This is a genomic window from Streptomyces coryli, assembly GCF_011044975.1.
Classification (GTDB): Bacteria; Actinomycetota; Actinomycetes; order Streptomycetales; family Streptomycetaceae; genus Streptomyces; species Streptomyces coryli.
Genome location: NZ_JAAKZV010000018.1, coordinates 1 through 16573, shown reverse-complemented (window position 1 = coordinate 16573; position 16573 = coordinate 1). Strand labels below are relative to the sequence as shown.

The window sequence follows — 16573 nt, the reverse complement described above, 5'->3', positions numbered from 1 at the left end:
CCGTAACTGGCGGAACCTGCGGTAACAAGGGCCGGATGCTCATCTCGGCGCGAAGAAGCGGGGTTTGGGCAGCTGAGACGCGAGAGACGGGCGATCGAGACCTTGACGGTCCGCAACCACGGCGCTTACTTTTCGGTCCAGGCCATAATCGCGCCGCGTCGAGAGGACCTGCCGCCATGCCCGTACGGGACACGCCACTGCCCACGGTGCTCGAACCCGGAGGCCGGACGATCGGCGCCGAGGAGCGCGCGGCCGTGCTCCGGGTGCTCGACTCCGGCGTGCTGTGCAGCACGTTCGGCGGGGAGGGCCGGGCGCTGGAGGAGGAGATGGCGCAGCTCTACGGGCGGCAGGCCGCGGTGGCGTGCAGCTCCGGCACCGCCGCGCTGCACCTGGCCGTCGCCGCCGCCCGGATCGGCCCCGGCGACGAGGTCATCACCACCCCCATCTCGGACTTCGGCACGGTCGGCCCGGTGCTGGCTCAGGGTGGCCGGGTGGTCTTCGCCGACGTACGGGCGGAGGACGGCAATCTCGACCCGGAGGCCGTCGAGGCGGCGATCACCCCACGCACCCGCGCCGTCATCGCCGTGCACCTCTTCGGCGGCGCCGCGGACACCGCCCGGCTGCGGCAGATCTGCGACGCGCATGGGCTGCTGCTCATCGAGGACTGCGCGCAGGCGTGGCTGGGCGAGGACGGGGACGGCCGGCTCCTCGGCACCACGGGCGACATCGCCTGCTTCTCGCTGCAGCAGTACAAGCACATCACCGCGGGCGACGGCGGCCTCGCCATCACGGACGACCCCGAACTCGCCCGCCGGATGCGGCTCTTCGCCGACAAGGGCTGGGACCGCACCGAGGGCCGTATCCACCGCGAGCCCGGCCTGAACTACCGGATCACCGAGCTCGCCGCGGCGGTGGCGCGGGCGCAGCTCGGCAAGGTCGCCGAGGTGGTCCGGGTGCGGCGTGAGCGCGCCGAACAGCTCGCCGCCGCCCTGGCCGACCTGGACGGCGTGACCCTGCCGCCGCGCCCCGACGGCCACGCGTGGTGGCTCTTCCCGCTCCTGGTCGACGACAACGCCCGCTGGGCGAAGGGCCTCGCCGCCGAGGGCGTACCCGCCATGCCGGGCTATCTGGAGCGGCCGCTGTACGCGAACCCGGTCTTCAGCGGCTACCCGGACGGGCTCTGCCCGCAGGCCGAGCGGCTGATCGACCGGACGCTGCTGGTCCTGCCCTGGAACGAGGCCTACACCCCCGACGACGTGGCGGACATCGCCGAGGCGATCCGCCGGGTGCACGCCGCATGACCGCCTACCCGTGGCTCACACCGAGCCCCGAGGAGCACGTCCGCTTCGACGTCGACGTCCTCTACGGCCCCTGGCCCCGCCACCCGTACGACCTGGACCTCGCTGCCGTCCGCGACCGCCTGGCCCACTCCCCCGTCGAGCGCGGCCTCGCCCTCTCCACCCGCGGCGCCCTCTTCGACGCGGCCGCGGGCAACGCGCAGACGCTCAAGGACCTCGCCGGCCACCCGGACCTGCTCCCCGTCGGCACCGTCGACCTGCGCGACGCCCTCGCCGCCGAGCCGCAGCTCGACGCGCTCGCGGCCGCGGGGGTGCGCTTCCTGCGGCTGTTCACGGCGGAACAGGGCGCTCCGGAGCCCGACTCCCCCGGCTACCGGCACGTCGTCGAGCTGGCCGTCGCGCGCGGCCTGGTGCTGCTGCACGACGGCGATGTGCGCCGTTACGGCCCGGCGCTGGCGGACCGCGGCGCGCAGGTGGTCTTCCTCGACCTGCACGCCTACTTCCTCGCCGACTTCCTGCTGCTCGCCCGCCGCGAGCCGGGCTTCCGCGCGACGACGCGGATGCTCTCCGCACCCGACTCGGTGGAGCGCGTGGTGGAGAGCGTGGGCGCGCGGCACCTGGTCTTCGGATCCCGTACGCCCTTCATGGACATCTCGCCGCAGACGCTGCGGCTGCGCTACGCCCGTATCTCCGCGGCCGACCGCGCGGCGATCGCGGGCGGCAACGTCGAGGAGCTGCTCGCCTGATGCCGATCATCGATGTGCACGCGCACTGGGGCCCGTGGCCGTTCCACATGGACGTGGCCGGGGCCCGGCTGAATCTCGAGCTGATGGACCGCTACGGCATCGACCTGCAGGTGGTGTCGGCCTCGGAGGCGGTGACGTACGACGCGGTGGGCGGCAACGCGGCGCTGCGCGAGGTGCTGGCCGGCGAGCCGCGGCTGCGTGGCTACGCGGTGGTCAACCCGAACCGGATCGAGGAGAGCGCGGCGGACCTGCGGCGCTGCCTGGACACGGGACGCTTCGTCGGGGCGAAGATCCACACCACCTACCCGGGCCGGGCGATCGGCTCACCGCAGATGCGCGAGGCCTTCGCCATGCTCGACGAGGCGGGGGTGCCGCTGCTGCTGCACACGTGGGGCACCGATGTGGCGCTGCTGCCAGGCCTGCTCGCGGACCTGCCGCGGCTGCGGATCATCGTCGGCCACGCGGGCGGCGACGCCTGGCAGGAGGCGGCGCACGCGGCGGCGGACTGCGATCAGCTGTATCTGGAGCACTGCCGCACGGTCGCTGACGCCGGGCGGGTGGCGTACGCCCGTAAGGCCGGAGTCCCGGTGGAGCGGCTGCTCTTCGGCACGGACTCGACGCTGGTCGACCCGTGCGTGGCGCTGGGCGTGGTCCGGGACGCGGACTTCACGCCGGCGGAGCTGGAGCGGGTGCTGTGGCGGAACGCGGCGGAGTTGTTCGGGCTGCCCGTGTCGGAGTGAACGAGGACCGGGACTGTCCGCAAACGGTGGCAGGCTGAGACCAGGCCAGAAACCCGCTGCGAACGGAGCATCCGATGAGCCGCCACGTCCAGATCACCTTCGACGCCCACGACCCGGCGGCCCTGTCGAGATTCTGGCGCGATGCGCTGGATTACGTCATCCCAGGGCCGCCCGGCGTCGACCTGCCCGAGGGCGCCGACCCGCTGGCCGCCTGGAACGACTTCCTCGCCAAGATGGGCGTCCCCGAGGGCCGGCGCAACACCCGCTCGGCCGTCGAGGACCCGGAAGGCCAGGGCCCGCGGCTGTTCTTCCAGCAGGTCCCGGAGGACAAGACCGCCAAGAACCGCGTACACCTCGACGTCCGCGCCGCCCCCGGCCTGCAGGGCGAGGAGCGGATGGCGGCGCTGGAGGCCGAGTGCGACCGCCTCGTCGCCCTGGGCGCGAAGCGGGTCCGGCGCTACGAGCCGGAGCCGCCGCTGGGCGCGGGGCACATCTGGATGACCGACCCCGAGGGCAACGAATTCTGCCTGGACTGACCCCGGGAGGCCACCCCTCACGCCTCCTTCGCCAGCTCCTCCAGTACGTCCACCACCCGCTGCCGCTCCCCCGCCGCGGGGCGCGGGCCGTACGGGTCGTGCGCCGCCGCCTCCGGGATCAGGCCCTCCCACACCGCCGCCCACAGCATCCGCTGCACATAGCCCTCGATCGGGGCGTAGAAGGTGGCCTCCGCGAAGCGGTCCAGGCGGTTCGACGCTCGTGCGAAGCCGGTGTCGTCGCGTGCCGTCCAGGCGTCCAGCACCGCCGTCGTCAGCTCCACCTGCGCCGCCGCGATGCCGACCAGCGCGGTGTCGGCGCCCCACATCAGCGACGGGCCGAACATCCGGTCCTCGCCGGTCACGACGAGGCGCCCGGTGGGCTCCGCGGCGCGGATCGCGTCCTGGCAGGCCATGGCCCGGTCCAGGGTGGCGAGTTTGACGCCGAGGGCGCTCGGGAGGGTGAGCAGGTCGTGGATGAGCTCGGGCGGGTACGCGTAGCCGCCCGCCTCGCCGTGCAGATAGAAGCCCAGCACCGGCAGTCCGCTCTCGGCGGCGACCCGCTCGTGCAGCGCGACCGCGCGCTCGTGGCCGTCGGCGAGCGCGGTGAAGGAGGCGAGCGGGTAGACCATCACAGCGTCCGCGCCCAGCGCCGCCGCGGACACCGCCATCCGCACCGTGGCCTCGACCGACTCCTCGATGGCGGACTCGGCGGAGTCCGCGGACGGCCGCGCGTCCCGCGGCACCCCGACGCCGGCGATCACCGGGCGGGTGGTCGCCGCCCGCCAGGCGCGCAACACCGTGGCCCGGTCGCTCTCGCTCAGGTACAGGCCGCGGCCGGTGTGCGCCCATACCGCCACGCCGCCGATGGGCTTGGCCGCGAGGGCGGCCGCGTACGCGTCGAGGGCGTCGAAGTCGACGGCGCCGTCCGCGCGCATCGGCGTGAGCACCGCGGGCAGCGTCGTGCCGCGCAGCCGGCTGATCAGTTCCTGTGCCATGCGCCCGTCCCTTTTCCGATCTCCGCCCAAAGGCTCTTCCTCAACTGCCCCCCGCACGCTAGCCTTTTCGGCCCGGACCGTAAAGAGAAAGGCGCCCACCACATGCGACTCGGCCTGTATGTGAACCTCTACGCCGACCAGTCCGACCGACCCCAGCTGGCCGACGCGGTGGAGCAGGCCAGGCTGGCGGAGGAGGCGGGCTTCGACTGGGTGGTGCTCGGCGAGCGCCACCTGCACCGCCCCGGCTACCACGAGGCGCTGACCTCGCTCACCTGGCTGGCGGCCCACACCGACCGCATCGGCCTGGCGACGGCCGGGCTGATCGCCCCGGTCTACCACCCGGCCTGGCTGGCCGAGACCCTCGCCCACATCGACGTGCTCTCCGGCGGCCGCCTCACGGCCGGCTTCGTGCTGGGCTACCGCCCGGAGGAGTTCGCGCTGTACGGCACCGAGCCGCGCGACCGCGTCGCCCGCTTCACGGAGTGCCTCGACCTGGTCAAGCGGCTGTGGACCGAGGAGTCGGTCAGCCACGAAGGCCGCTTCACCACGCTCACCGACGCCTTCCTCTCGCCCCGCCCGGCCCAGTCCCCGCGCCCGCGGATCTGGAACGGCGGCCGGGTCTCCGCCGCCCTCGCCCGCACGGCGCGAATGTGCGACGGCTGGACGACCTCGTTCAACGAGCTCGACGCCGAACTTCCCGAGAAGATCGCCGAGTACCGCGGCTACGAGCGCGGCCCCGACACCCTCGGCGCCGAGGTGATCGTCTGCCGCGAGGGGTACGCCGCCCCGACCTCGCAGGACGCCCGTAAGGCCCTGGAGGAGCCGCTGCGCGGGCTCTACGACGCGTACGGCGACTGGAAGCGCACGTCGGCGGACGCCGCGCGCTATGCCCAGCAGTGGGACGACATCGAGGCCCGCGGCGTGATCGGCTCGCCGGACGAGTGCGCCGAACGCCTCGGCGGCTACGCGGACATGGGCGCGGACGGCGTCATCCTGCGCATCCAGCCGCCGGGCATGCCGCAGGCCGACGCCCTGCGCGCGATCGAGACCTTCGGCAAGGACGTGCTCCCGCGCCTCACGCGCTGAAGCCCGTCTCCCGCCTCCCTTGACGTGATCCCCCGGCCACCCTATTTTCTTTCGGAATTACGGTCCGGTCCGTAATAGTGGAAGACGCTGGGAGCGCCCACATGAGGACGGCACTGATCAGGGCTTCACTGGCTGGTGCGCTGGCACTTGCCGTATCGATGTCGATGGCGCCGGGCGACGCCCGGGCCGCAGCCGCCGTGCCGATCTCGGCGCCCGGCCGCTACGCGAGCGACCCGTCCAGCACCCCGTCCGGCGCCAAGACCACCCGCTCCCTGGGCGGCCAGGTCACGGTGCCGGCGGGGTCGACCCGCTATCTGAGCAGCAAGCTGCACGTGGACGACGCGGCGCAGGTCACCGAGGTCTCGCACATGATCTACTGCCGGCGGCCCGGCGAGACCACGAACCACGCCCAACTGGTCAGCGGCCAGAACGTGCTCGCGAACACCCGCACCGCCATGCTCACCCGCGGCTTCGTCACCGCGCCCGCCGACACGGCGCTGACCTGCTCCGTGTACGCGCAGTTCGTCAACCACGCCGCCGACGCCGCCGGGGCGATCACGGTGCTGGCGGCCTCGTATCTGCAGGACGTCAACGACGACATCGCCGCCGTCCAGCAGACCTTCAGCACCAGCCAACTGGTCAACAGCTCGGTGAACGCGAACCCCGTCTCCTTCACCGCGCCTACCTCGGCGACGAAGGTCCAGGCGATCGGGGATGTCAGCATCACCGTCTGCTACGGCCCCGACAAGGGCCTCTGCTCACGGTCCCTGGGCGCCCGGATGGACGGCACCCGGTCCTACGTAGGCACGCAGCTGGTGCTCAACCAGCTCAAGGCCGACGGCTCGGTCTGCCGCACCACCACCAACGGTCCGCTGGCCGGGACCACCGTCACCACCACCGTGCATCACTACCGCATCAACACCTGGCTGACCGACGTCCCCGTCGACACGTCCTGCGGCTCGCGCGACTTCGTCTCGTACACCCGGACCACGGCGAACGCGGACTTCAACTCCTTCAAGATCGAGGCCAATAACCAGAGCGTGGGTGCGGTGTTCGTTCCGTAAATCGGAGACTCCCGGAGGAATCATGAAAACGCACGCCCGGTTCAGACGGCTCGTGGTGGCCTCGACCGCCGCCCTCGCCGCGTTCGCCGGCGTCCTGATGGGCACCGGCACGGCCGACGCCGCCACCTCGCAGGACTTCGGCCCGACCGTGATCATGGACATCCCGAAGGCGCCTCCGGTGGGGACGCCCGCGACCCAGAAGGTCGTCCCGATGGCGACCATCAGCACCACCGTGACCGCGGGCCAGACGGCCTACGTGTACTCGGAGTTGCGCGCCTACGCCGCCGACCAGGTCAACCTCGTCGACAACGAGGTCCGCTGCTCGGGCGCCGGCAGCTCGAACGTCGTGATGGGCGAGAACGTACTCCCGTCGACCGGCGACCCGGCCCACCGGGACATCAACATCATCACCCGCTTCCTGGTCTCCGCGACCAGTTCAGGCACCCTGAACTGCACGCTCTACCTGCGCACCGCGTCGACCTCCGCCTACGTGGCCAAGGAGACCGTCTCGGGCAATCTGCGCTTCGCCGACACCTCGGTCGGCGAGGACGCGAGCGGCCTCGCCCTGCAGAAGTCCCTCCCCGAGGGCAACCTCCCGGTCACCGGCACCACCACCGCGCCGGTCCTCGACCGCACCCTGCCGCCGGGCTACTCCAAGCTCGCCGTCATCGCCGACGTGGAGTACCACCGCTGCGCGGGCACGGAGCCGTGCACCGCCAACTACTCCGCGGCCAAGTTCACGCTCACCGCCACCACGTCGGGCGGTACGGGCTGCGGGAGCGCCCCCGCCGCGACCACGACGGAGTCGGTGCCCCGCGGCGTGAACCACGCCGCCATCCCGCTCTACACGATCGTGACGCTGGCCCCCGGCTGCGACAAGGTGCACGCCCAGGTGACGACCACCCACACCGGCGGCGACATCGGCTCGGTCGGCGGCGCGGCGTCCGGGCTCACCGACTCCACCGGCCAGTCCGGCGACACCCCCAACCACACCTCGGCGATGACGCATCTCTTCGCCGTCCCCAGCTGACCCACGCCAGTACCCCCCCCATTGAGAGAGGAAGCCCTGTGCGGCAACCGAGAACGATGCTCCTGGCGGTGATCGCGGCGCTGGTCGCCGTGCTCGCCGCGACCGGCCTGCAGTCCGCATCCGCCGGCGACGCCGCGGCCCCCGAAGGCCCGCGTTCCCTGGGGACGCCGCTGAAGGACGTCCTCCACCTGGGCGGCACCGTCGGCACGATGGCCGACGGCAAGAAGGTGATCTGGACGGCCACCTCCGGCACCCCCGCTTCCCTCAGCGCGGTCGACCCCACCTCGGGCAAGCCGCTGCTGAACGTGCCGCTCCCCGGCTCCTCCGGGGCGTACGGCGTGGAGCAGGCGAAGGACGGCACGGTCTACGCGGGCACGTACGGCGACGGCAAGCTCTTCCGGCTGGCGCCGGGCGCCACCAAGGCCGAGGACCTGGGCGTCCCGATCGCGGGCGAGACCTACGTGTGGGGCATCGTCATCGCACCGGACGGCACCGTCTACGGCGGCACCTCGCCCGGCGGCAAGGTCTTCAGCTGGAACCCGGAGACGAAGCAGTTCAAGGACTTCGGCGCCATGGCGGCGGGCGAGACCTATGTGAAGAGCATCGCGTACGCGAACGGCAAGATCTACGCGGGCGCGTACTCCTCCTGGAAGGTCACCGAACTCGACCCGGCCACCGGCGCGAAGCGCCAGCTGCCCGCGCCGCCCGGGATGACGGAGCCCAAGGGGAAGATCGTCAACGACCTGCGCGCCCACGGCAACTTCCTCTACGCCCGCGAAGGCACCTTCCCAGGACCGCTGCGGGTCTACGACCTCACCAAGGGCGCCTGGACGGACACGGTGGAGGGCGCGGCAGGCCTCGACGTCTCCCCGCCGGGCCCGGACGGACGGGTCTGGTTCTACCGGCAGTTCGAGGCGGGCTCCGCGGAGCTCATCGGCTACAACCCCGAGACGCAGGCCCAGCAGCGCACCGGCCTGAAGTCGTACGGCCGGATCGTGAACACCCGCGGCATCGGCTGGGCGCCGGTCGAGGGCGACGGCTTCCCGGGCGACAGCATCGTCGGGCTGACGTGGCGCGGCCTGATGTTCCGCTACAACCCAGAGACCGGGAAGTCCGCAACGGTGCGCAGCAGCGTGCCAGGGCAGCCGACCCAGATCCTCGCGCTCGCCTCCGCGGGCAAGGGCAAGGTCTACGCGGGCGGGTTCCTGCAGGGCGGCCTCGCGACCGTATCGACGGCGGACGGCAAGGCGACGTACGAGCGCTTCAGCCAGATCGAGTCGCTGCTGCCGACCTCGAACGGCCTGCTCATCGGCGCCTACCCCGACGCCCGGGTCTACCGTCACGACCCGGCAAAGCCCTGGTACAGCTCGGAGTACAGCGATGAGCCGCCGAGCGGCACGGAGAACCCGGCCAAGCTCCTCGACCTGCACTCCCACACCCAGAGCCGGCTGCAGGGCCTGGCGGTGACCGCGGGGAAGATCGTGACCGGGTCCACCCCCTCCGGCGACACCCTGGGCGGCAGCCTCGCCGTGCTGGACGAGAAGACCGGCAAGCAGGAGAAGGTCCTCGACCAGTTCGTCAAGGACGAGGGCATCACCTCCCTCACCGCGGGCGACGGCGTCGTCTACGGCACCACCACGGTCGCCGGCGGCATCTCGACCACCCCGCCCACCCAGGACAAGGCCACCGTCTTCGCCTACGACGTGGCCACCGGCAAGAAGCTCTGGGAGGTCAACCCGTCGGCGAAGGCCAAGACCATCTCGGCCATCACCCGGGACGAGGCCGGCCGCCTCTGGGCGATCGTGGACGGCGACGTGCTGCGGCTCGACCCGGAGACGGGCCGCACGCTGCACACCCTCAACACCACCGAGGGCGACGGCGGCGGCGCCGGCCAGCTCGCCCTGGCCGACGACGGCAGCACGCTGTACGCGCACGTCGGCGGGAAGCACGTGATCAAGGTGGACACCAACAGCCGCAAGTGGCAGCCGCTGTTCGACCAGCCCGCCCTGCGGATGGTCTACAACGCGGGCGAGCTGCTCTTCGCCAAGGACGCCGAACTGCTGGCGTGGAAGGTGGCGTAGCGGCTGATGCCGATGCTCGACCTGCCCCTGGACCAGCTGGAACGCTACCGTCCCGCGCTCACCCACGAGCCGGACTTCGACGCGTTCTGGGCCAAGACCCTGGACGCGGCCCGTACGGTCACCGACCCGCCGAAGGCCGTCCGCGTCGACGTAGGCGTCCGCGCCGTCGACACGTACGACGTGACCTTCGCCGGGTGGGCGGGCGAGCCGGTCCGGGGCTGGCTGGTGCTGCCGCGGGGGCGGGCGGCCCGCTGGTGCGTGGTGGAGTTCCAGGGGTACGGCGTGGGCCGCGGCCGCGTACACGAGCATCTGCTGTACGCGGCCTGCGGGCTCGCGCACTTCGTGGTCGACGCGCGCGGGCACTCCCGCGGGGACACGGGGGACATCTCCCCCGTGTCCTCCGGGCCGCACGAGCCCGGGTTCATGACGCAGGGCGCGCACGATCCGGAGGCGCACTATCTGCGGCGTCTGATCACCGATGCGGTACGGGCGGTGGACGCGGCCCGCGACCTGGTGGGCGCGGAGCTGCTCGCGGCGGCGGGACCGAGCCAGGGCGGCGGTCTGGCGCTGGCGGTGTCCGGGCTGGTGGCGGGGCTGGACGCGGTGCTCCCCGATGTGCCGTTCCTGTGCGACCACCGGCGCGGGGCGCTGGTCTCCGACCGGGTGCCGTTCCTTGAGGTGGCCCAGTTCCTGCGCAAGCGGCCGGAGTTGGCGGAGGAGACGTTCCGGACGCTGAGCTATTTCGACGGCATGAACTTCGCGGCGCGGGCGACGGCGCCGGCGTTGTTCTCGGTGGCGCTGATGGACCCGGTGGTCCCGCCGTCGACGGTGTACGCGGCGTACCACCACTACGCCGGGCCGGCGGACATCCGGGTCTACCCCTTCAACGAGCACGAGGGCGGCGGGGCGCTCCACGCCATGGAGCGGATCGATTTCCTGCGCGGGCTCGGCGACTTCTGAGTTTTCCGACTTCTTCGGCTTCTCATTCCAGGATGGAGCGAACGATGATCCGGTGGCGACGATTGCTCATCGTGATGACGATGCTGGTGGCAGCACTCGCCGTCACCGGCGTCGGGGCACCACCCCCGGCCTCGGCGGCGGCGCCCGAAACGTGGGACCGCGGCGAGATCCCGCTCACCTCCACCACCGCGGCGGGCGGCGAGACCGCCCGGATGCCGGATGGCTCGGTGCGGACCTATCTCACGGTGAGCGGCAAGCCCGCCTATCTCGCGGAGATCGACACGTTCTCCTCGAAGGTCCTGCGCATGATCCCGCTCCACGTCCCCGACTCCTCCTCGACCGAGCAGCCGCCGGACACCGGCGCCCAGGGCGCGTGGGGCGTGTCCGTCGACAAGCGGGGCACGGTGTTCGTCAGCTCGTACGGCTTCGGCCACGTCTACCGGCTGCCCTGGCAGGCAGAGAAGATCGAGGACCTGGGACGGCCGTCCCCGCGGACCAGCTTCACCTGGGAGGGCGACACCGACGAACAGGGCGTCTTCTACTTCGGGACCAGCGAGTTCTTCGGTCCGGCGCCGCTGCCGGGCGGGAAGCTCTTCTCGTGGGACCCGAGCACCCGGAAGTACCGCGACTACGGGGACTGGGGCGCGAAGTACGGCTACGTACGCTCCGTGGAACACGCGGAGGGCAAGATCTACGCGGGCCTGGGCCCGAACACCGCCCTGTGGCAGGTCGACCCGAAGAGCGGAAAGCGCGTCGAGATCCCGCCGCCACCGGGCATGCCCACCGACAAGTACGCCTACCAGCTCGAGAACGAGGGCGGCTATCTCTACGTCCTCTTCTCCGGCGGCACCTCCGCCTCGGTCGGGTGGGTGCTCAACCTCAAGACCCTGGAGTGGGAGCACAAGATCGCGGGCTACGGCGGCCAGACGATCACCTCCGCGGATGATCAGGGCCAGGTATACCTCGTCGACTCGGGCGAGCTGAAGCGCTACGACCCGAAGCGCGGTGTCCTGACCGGGACCGGCTTCAAGGGCGGCACCGAACAGGCCGACAAGGGCGGCCTCGGCGCCGGAAAGGGCCTGGGCCGGGTGACCGATCCGGCGACCGGCCACGAGACCATCGTCGGCGCCACGTCGGGCGGCGATCTCTGGCGCTACGACACCGTGACGAAGACCGGCACCTTCGGCCATCTGGATGGCCTGAGGGGGACGCCGACCGCACCACGGTCCCTCGCGAAGGGCCCGGACGGGCGGATCTACGCGGGCGGCTACTTCCAGGGCGGCCTGGCCGTGTACGACCCGGCGACCACCAAGTGGCAGACCCACCCGTACGCCCACCAGATCGAGGGGATGGGCGCGCACGACGGGAAGATGTACTTCGGGGTCTACCCGAACGCCCAGCTCTGGGAGTACGACCCGGCCAAGCCTTACGGGGCCACCAACCCCAAGCTCCTGTTTGACCTCAAGTCCGAGGGCCAGGAACGACCATGGACGGTCGTCAGCGCCGGCCGCTACGTCGCCGTGGGCACCTCCCCCAAGAACAGCCAGGCCAACGGCGCGGTCACCCTCTACGACCCGGCGACGGGCGAGAAGCGCACCTGGACCTCGGGCCTGGCCACGGGCGCGAACCAGATCTCCGCGCTGACCTACCGCGACGGCACCGTCTACGGCGGCACCCTCGGCTGCTGCAACGCCGACGGCTCCAAGCACCCCGGCCAGGCCTTCGCCCTGGACGCGGCATCCGGCGAGGTCCGCTGGCGGTCCACGCCACTCCCGAAGGAGCAGGGCATCGCCGGCCTCACCTTCGACGGCCAGGGCCGGCTCTTCGGCCAGTCCTACGGCACGGTCTTCGAGCTGGACCCGGCCTCCGGGAAACTGCTCCGCTCGGTGGAGCAGTTCCCGTACGCCTGGGACACCGTGACCAACTTCCAGCCGCGAGCGGTGAACATGGCGTACGACCCCGGCGACAACGCCATCTACACGACCAACGGGATGACGAGGCGCATCGATCCGGACACCCTCACCGACACGGGCCCGAACTACAAAACGTCCTTCGCGGCCGTGTCACCGGGACCGAACAAGTTCTACGTCCAGGGCGGGAAGCTGCTCGAGGTGAAGTGGTACTAGCTGGCGCTGCGGCGGCGGTGAAGCAGAAGGCGGCGGCCCCGCGCATCCGCGGCAGCCCTCGATACCCCGGGGTCGCCGGCGCCCGGACGGGGGGGGGGGAGTTCAGTGGCCGGCCGCCCCCACGAGGTCAGCGAAGGCCGGGCCGGGGCCGTTCGTGGCGAGCAGCATGGCGCCGGCGAGGGCGTCGGCGTGGGGGGCGGCCACGGTGAGGCCCAACTCGGTGGCCCGCCGGGTGAAGGCGGCGGCGAGCGCCTCGCTGCGCATGAGACGTCCTACGGCGCAGCACCGCGGGCGCGCGGGTGCGGGGTCGGCGGCCAGGCCGGGCTCCGCGGCCAGTGCCGCGCTGGTGGCGAGAGCGTCGGCGGCGCGGGCGGCGATCTCGGCGGCCACCGCGTCGCCTTCCCCGGCGGCGCGTAGCACGGCGATCGCGAAGGCCGAGACGAGTTCGGTGGGGCTGGAGGACGCGTGCAGCCGCCGGGCGCCGTCCAGGCCGAGCCCGCCTAGGTGCTGCCGCGCCGGCTCCACCAGGGCGGTCGCGGGGCCGCGGCCCTCGGCGGCGGAGAAGGCCGCGCGCAGGCCGGCGCGCCCGATGTCCGCACCACTGCCGTGATCCCCCAGAATCGGACCCAACCCGTCCACGCGGACGCACCGTTGGCCGTCCGACCACATCGCAACGGCGCCCGTCCCGGCGGACACCACGACCCCGGGCGCCCCGCCGAGGGCGCCGAGATGGGCCGTAACGGAATCCTCGGCGACGAGGACCCGGCGCGCGCCCAGCCTGTGCCGTAGCAGCCGGGCCAGCTCGCCGCGCTCGTCAGGACCCGCGGGTGCCGCAGTGGTGCCGACGGCCACCACGTCGGGTGGACGACGCGGAAGCCGAAGCCCCGCGACCGCGGCGACAACGCCGTGGACCCCGGTGGTGCCGGGCTCAGCGCCGGCGGCAACAGCCTGGCGACGCTCGCCGTCACCTGCGCAAGCAGCGGCGCGCGTACCCGACTTGCCCTGGTCGACGGCGACTACGATCCTTTCGTCCACCAGCGCTCAGGCCTCGACCGGCCGCAGCCGCCCGGCCCACGCGCGCTCCGCCTCCGCGTTCGGGGCGTCGGCGCCGCTGGTGTTCATCGAGCGGTAGACGGGGATGTGCACGCCCTTCCGCTCGAGCTCCTCGATCGCGCGGGCGACCAGCAACTGGGCGGCAAGCACAGCGCTCAGCGTCGACGTACCGCAGGCGTACCCGCCGCTCGGCAGAGGGACGACCGCGTCCCCCGCCGGCGTGAGGGTGTCCACGACGACATCCGCATTGTCGAAGAGCGACGTCCCCGAAGCATCCCGACTGGCCATCGTCCGGCTGTGCTCGACCGAGCCGATGGCGATCACCGGCACCGACCGGTCCCGCACCAGCCGCGCCATCTCGACAATGGCGGGGTTGAGCCCGGAGTTGGACGCGATGACCATGACATCGCCTGCCCGCACGTCGTGCAGACCGAGCACGGCCTCGGCGACGCCGGATTCGCGCTCCAGCTTCGGATCGCGGATCGATTCCGGCGGCCGGTCGCCCCACAGCACCAGGTCCTTGATGGCGAGCAGATTGGTGGGGATCAGGCCGCCGGCCCGCGCGACCAGCTCAAGTGCCACGCTGCGCGAGTGCCCCGTCCCGTACGCATGCAGGATGCCGCCCGAGGCAAGGGCCCCGGCGATGGCCGCTCCCCCGGCGGCGATGGCGTCGCGCTGCAGCTCGACCACGCGGCCGAGCTGGGCCAGCGCGGTCGCGGCATAGGTGTCGGCCAAGTCCGCTGCGGCAGTCGTCTCTTCGATCACTCGACACCCCTCGCGCTTAATTTCGGCTAGGACCGTAATTAGCCAACACGCGGCACGCAGTGAAGTCAAGATCTAAAGATGCAGCCGGTACGTAACCAGCGGACGGCCGCTGCCCTCGAGGCCCTGCCGCCCGGTCGGACGGGCGGCACCCGCCCGCTCCAGGCGATTGAGCAGCCGGCGCGCGGTCCGCTGCTGTACGCCCAGCGCGGCGGCGACCGAGCGGGTGGTGACCGTCGGTTCGTCCTGCGCGGCGAGCATCTCCTGCAGCCGCACGAGGGTGGCCTTCGACAGTCCCGCGCGCTCACTCAGCAGCGACAGGGAGGGCCGTTTCTGGGAACGCGCGGCGGCGCCCGACAGCGTGAGGTCGATGTCGTTGCGCAGCGAGACCACCGCCGCCGACCTCTCCAGGCTCCCGGCCCGGCCGAGCGCGCGCCGGGCTAGCGTCTCGGCCTCGGCTGCCGTAGCCCCGACCCCGAAGCCGAGCCGGATCCGCCCGTGGGCCGCGCCGAGTTGCGCGACCATCGGCAGTTCCGTGAAGCCCGCGGCCGCGGCCTCCAGCGGCCCCCGGGTGGTGAAGATCAGGAATCGGCCGTCCCCCGCGGGCACCACGGTCCCGCCGAGCCCGGCCGCCTCGCGCCGCAGATCCTCCTCGGCCCCCGCCGGCGCCTCGCACAGCCCGACCGCCACCTGCGCGTCGCCGGAGCGCGCCTCGCCCACCGCGACGAGCAGCTGCTGCAGCGCGTAGCGGACCGAGTGGATCGACGGCGCCAGCCGGATCGCCGTGGTCTCGTTCCGCAGCGTGCCGTAGGCGGACCGCAGACACGTGATGGCGGCCCCGGCACCGTCCGCCGCGCACTCCCGGTGGAACGCCACGATGTCGGCGGCGGTCAGCCCGCGGCGATACGGCAGGACGCGGACGCCCGCCGTGCCGATGCCCGCCTCCTTCAGGGTCTCCTCCACCTGCGCGGCTTCGAGGATGTCGATGCTGAATGAGGACGGGTCGAGACCGTCCCGCATCAGCTGAATGACCGCGTTGAGGAGGGTCGCGCCCGAGTAGGCGACGTAAGCGGCCGGCCGGTCGAGCAGCCCGGCCGCCGCTGCCGCCTCGTACGGCATGACGCCCGTGAACAGCCACACGTCCACATCCGCCGGTGCATCGCGTACGACGTCCGCGGCCTGCGTCTCCGCGCGGTACGGGAGGGCGACGGGCGTGACGCCGGGCGTGGCCTCCACAACCTTGCAGGTCGACGCCGTCAGGTCGTGCGGCCCGACGACACCCACGGTGACCATGCGGAATCTCTCCAGCGGACGACGATGACCTTGCAGCGGATCATCCTAGCCGCGGCCGGTCGCGGACCGCTCGCTCCAGCAGCGCCGTCGCGGCGGCGACCAGCCGCTCGCCGGCCTCGGGGGTGAAGAGACTGCTCAGGGCCTCGTACGTATCCAGCTCGTGCGCTTCCGGCTCGGTCACGTAACCGAAATAGCCGTCGCTGTAGCCCACCACGCGCGTGCCGGCGGCCGGGTCGCCGGCCTTGAGGATGCGTTCGGCGAGGGCGGCGGTCAGCTCCACCGGCAGGTGCACCCAGGCGAGGCCGCCGAAGGTGACCACGCTGATCGGCAGCTCAAGCGTGTCCGGCAGCTCCGCCTCCGCCATGCGGACCTGGCGGCGGGCGCCGTCCAGCCGGGTGGCCGCGATCCGTGCGGCCGGCGTCTGGGGAGTGTCGGCCAGGGGCTGGAACCCGGCCTCGGCGGTGGCGAGTTCGCGCGCGGCGTCGGCGGCGGTGGGACGAGGGCGCACGGGCAGTTCGACGGTGTCGCGCAGCACCTGCGGAGCCGCCCCGGGCGGCAGCGGCCGGGCGTCGTCGTGCAGGGCGCGCAGGATCGGCCCGGCCAGCACCGCGCCGAACCGCGCCACCTCGGCGAAGTCCCGCGCACGGCGCAGCGAACGGGGGCTGGCGTCGCCGGCCGGGCCCTGAAGGAAGCCGATCACGGGCGGGGCGGACGGCACGGGCGGGATGGTCGTCGCGCCCGGCGCGCTCCGGGCGCCCGGTGCGCCCGCAGGACCCCCAACACCCGCAGCGCCCGCAATACCC

The 16573-nt window shown here is 72.5% G+C and carries 15 protein-coding genes; 10 read left to right on the top strand and 5 right to left on the bottom strand.

Annotated features, from left to right (window positions below; translation table 11 throughout):
• Positions 1–176 precede the first annotated feature (176 nt).
• From G5C51_RS06885 to G5C51_RS06870, 4 genes are all read left to right on the top strand, one after another.
• Entirely contained in the window at positions 177–1301 is a 1125-nt protein-coding gene (locus tag G5C51_RS06885; protein WP_165233387.1) for a DegT/DnrJ/EryC1/StrS family aminotransferase, read from the top strand.
• Positions 1298–2044, top strand: a complete 747-nt coding sequence (locus tag G5C51_RS06880) for an amidohydrolase family protein (RefSeq protein ID WP_165233384.1) — start codon at positions 1298–1300, stop codon at positions 2042–2044. The genes G5C51_RS06885 and G5C51_RS06880 overlap by 4 nt, the downstream gene beginning before the upstream one ends.
• On the top strand, positions 2044–2784 hold the full coding sequence (locus G5C51_RS06875) for an amidohydrolase family protein (protein WP_165233381.1): 741 nt from the start codon (positions 2044–2046) through the stop codon (positions 2782–2784). The genes G5C51_RS06880 and G5C51_RS06875 overlap by 1 nt, the downstream gene beginning before the upstream one ends.
• Positions 2785–2858: 74 nt before the next feature.
• Entirely contained in the window at positions 2859–3320 is a 462-nt protein-coding gene (locus G5C51_RS06870) for a VOC family protein (RefSeq protein WP_165233378.1), read from the top strand.
• Positions 3321–3337: 17 nt separating this feature from the next.
• Here G5C51_RS06870 and G5C51_RS06865 read toward each other — a convergent pair whose 3' ends face one another.
• Positions 3338–4315: a dihydrodipicolinate synthase family protein gene (locus G5C51_RS06865; protein ID WP_165233375.1), complete on the bottom strand. Its 978-nt coding sequence runs from the start codon at positions 4313–4315 to the stop codon at positions 3338–3340.
• Between the two features lie 102 nt (positions 4316–4417).
• Here G5C51_RS06865 and G5C51_RS06860 point away from each other — a divergent pair, with 102 nt between their 5' ends.
• The 6 genes from G5C51_RS06860 (at position 4418) to G5C51_RS06835 (ending at position 12662) form a co-directional block, all read left to right on the top strand.
• The gene (locus tag G5C51_RS06860) at positions 4418–5401 is read left to right on the top strand and encodes an LLM class flavin-dependent oxidoreductase (RefSeq protein ID WP_165233372.1); all 984 of its coding nucleotides are present in this window, start codon (positions 4418–4420) and stop codon (positions 5399–5401) included.
• 101 nt (positions 5402–5502) lie between these two features.
• Positions 5503–6465 (top strand): hypothetical protein, encoded by a 963-nt coding sequence (locus G5C51_RS06855; protein WP_165233369.1) that lies wholly within the window; start codon positions 5503–5505, stop codon positions 6463–6465.
• Positions 6466–6487: 22 nt separating this feature from the next.
• Positions 6488–7495: a hypothetical protein gene (locus G5C51_RS06850; RefSeq protein ID WP_165233365.1), complete on the top strand. Its 1008-nt coding sequence runs from the start codon at positions 6488–6490 to the stop codon at positions 7493–7495.
• 38 nt (positions 7496–7533) lie between these two features.
• A complete protein-coding gene (locus G5C51_RS43995; RefSeq protein WP_165233363.1) occupies positions 7534–9576 on the top strand; it encodes an outer membrane protein assembly factor BamB family protein in 2043 nt (680 codons plus the stop codon).
• Positions 9577–9582: 6 nt separating this feature from the next.
• Positions 9583–10536, top strand: coding sequence for an acetylxylan esterase (locus tag G5C51_RS06840; protein WP_165233360.1), 954 nt, complete (start codon positions 9583–9585; stop codon positions 10534–10536).
• Between the two features lie 44 nt (positions 10537–10580).
• Complete coding sequence (locus tag G5C51_RS06835; protein WP_165233357.1) at positions 10581–12662, top strand: outer membrane protein assembly factor BamB family protein; 2082 nt, start codon at positions 10581–10583, stop codon at positions 12660–12662.
• A 102-nt stretch (positions 12663–12764) separates the two neighbouring features.
• Here G5C51_RS06835 and G5C51_RS42885 read toward each other — a convergent pair whose 3' ends face one another.
• The 4 genes from G5C51_RS42885 to G5C51_RS06815 all read right to left on the bottom strand — a co-directional run bounded on the left by G5C51_RS42885 (position 12765) and on the right by G5C51_RS06815 (position 16488).
• Positions 12765–13697 carry a BadF/BadG/BcrA/BcrD ATPase family protein gene (locus tag G5C51_RS42885; protein ID WP_165233354.1) on the bottom strand — a complete coding sequence of 311 codons (933 nt, stop codon included), beginning with the start codon at positions 13695–13697 and terminating at the stop codon, positions 12765–12767.
• A 6-nt stretch (positions 13698–13703) separates the two neighbouring features.
• Positions 13704–14480 carry a sugar isomerase domain-containing protein gene (locus G5C51_RS06825; RefSeq protein WP_165233351.1) on the bottom strand — a complete coding sequence of 259 codons (777 nt, stop codon included), beginning with the start codon at positions 14478–14480 and terminating at the stop codon, positions 13704–13706.
• A gap of 72 nt (positions 14481–14552) precedes the next feature.
• Positions 14553–15770 carry a hypothetical protein gene (locus G5C51_RS06820; RefSeq protein ID WP_165233348.1) on the bottom strand — a complete coding sequence of 406 codons (1218 nt, stop codon included), beginning with the start codon at positions 15768–15770 and terminating at the stop codon, positions 14553–14555.
• Positions 15771–15810: 40 nt separating this feature from the next.
• Positions 15811–16488, bottom strand: coding sequence for a hypothetical protein (locus G5C51_RS06815; RefSeq protein ID WP_165233345.1), 678 nt, complete (start codon positions 16486–16488; stop codon positions 15811–15813).
• Between the last annotated feature and the right edge of the window lie 85 nt (positions 16489–16573).

Excerpts from the sequence above, each read along its gene's own strand:
- G5C51_RS06860 (WP_165233372.1), top strand. The coding sequence starts at position 4,418 with ATGCGACTCGGCCTGTATGTGAACCTCTACGCCGACCAGTCCGACCGA.
- G5C51_RS06835 (WP_165233357.1), top strand. The coding sequence starts at position 10,581 with ATGATCCGGTGGCGACGATTGCTCATCGTGATGACGATGCTGGTGGCA.
- G5C51_RS06820 (WP_165233348.1), bottom strand. The coding sequence starts at position 15,770 with ATGGTCACCGTGGGTGTCGTCGGGCCGCACGACCTGACGGCGTCGACC.
- G5C51_RS06855 (WP_165233369.1), top strand. The coding sequence starts at position 5,503 with ATGAGGACGGCACTGATCAGGGCTTCACTGGCTGGTGCGCTGGCACTT.
- G5C51_RS06885 (WP_165233387.1), top strand. The coding sequence starts at position 177 with ATGCCCGTACGGGACACGCCACTGCCCACGGTGCTCGAACCCGGAGGC.
- G5C51_RS06875 (WP_165233381.1), top strand. The coding sequence starts at position 2,044 with ATGCCGATCATCGATGTGCACGCGCACTGGGGCCCGTGGCCGTTCCAC.
- G5C51_RS06865 (WP_165233375.1), bottom strand. The coding sequence starts at position 4,315 with ATGGCACAGGAACTGATCAGCCGGCTGCGCGGCACGACGCTGCCCGCG.
- G5C51_RS06870 (WP_165233378.1), top strand. The coding sequence starts at position 2,859 with ATGAGCCGCCACGTCCAGATCACCTTCGACGCCCACGACCCGGCGGCC.
- G5C51_RS06840 (WP_165233360.1), top strand. The coding sequence starts at position 9,583 with ATGCCGATGCTCGACCTGCCCCTGGACCAGCTGGAACGCTACCGTCCC.
- G5C51_RS06880 (WP_165233384.1), top strand. The coding sequence starts at position 1,298 with ATGACCGCCTACCCGTGGCTCACACCGAGCCCCGAGGAGCACGTCCGC.
- G5C51_RS06850 (WP_165233365.1), top strand. The coding sequence starts at position 6,488 with ATGAAAACGCACGCCCGGTTCAGACGGCTCGTGGTGGCCTCGACCGCC.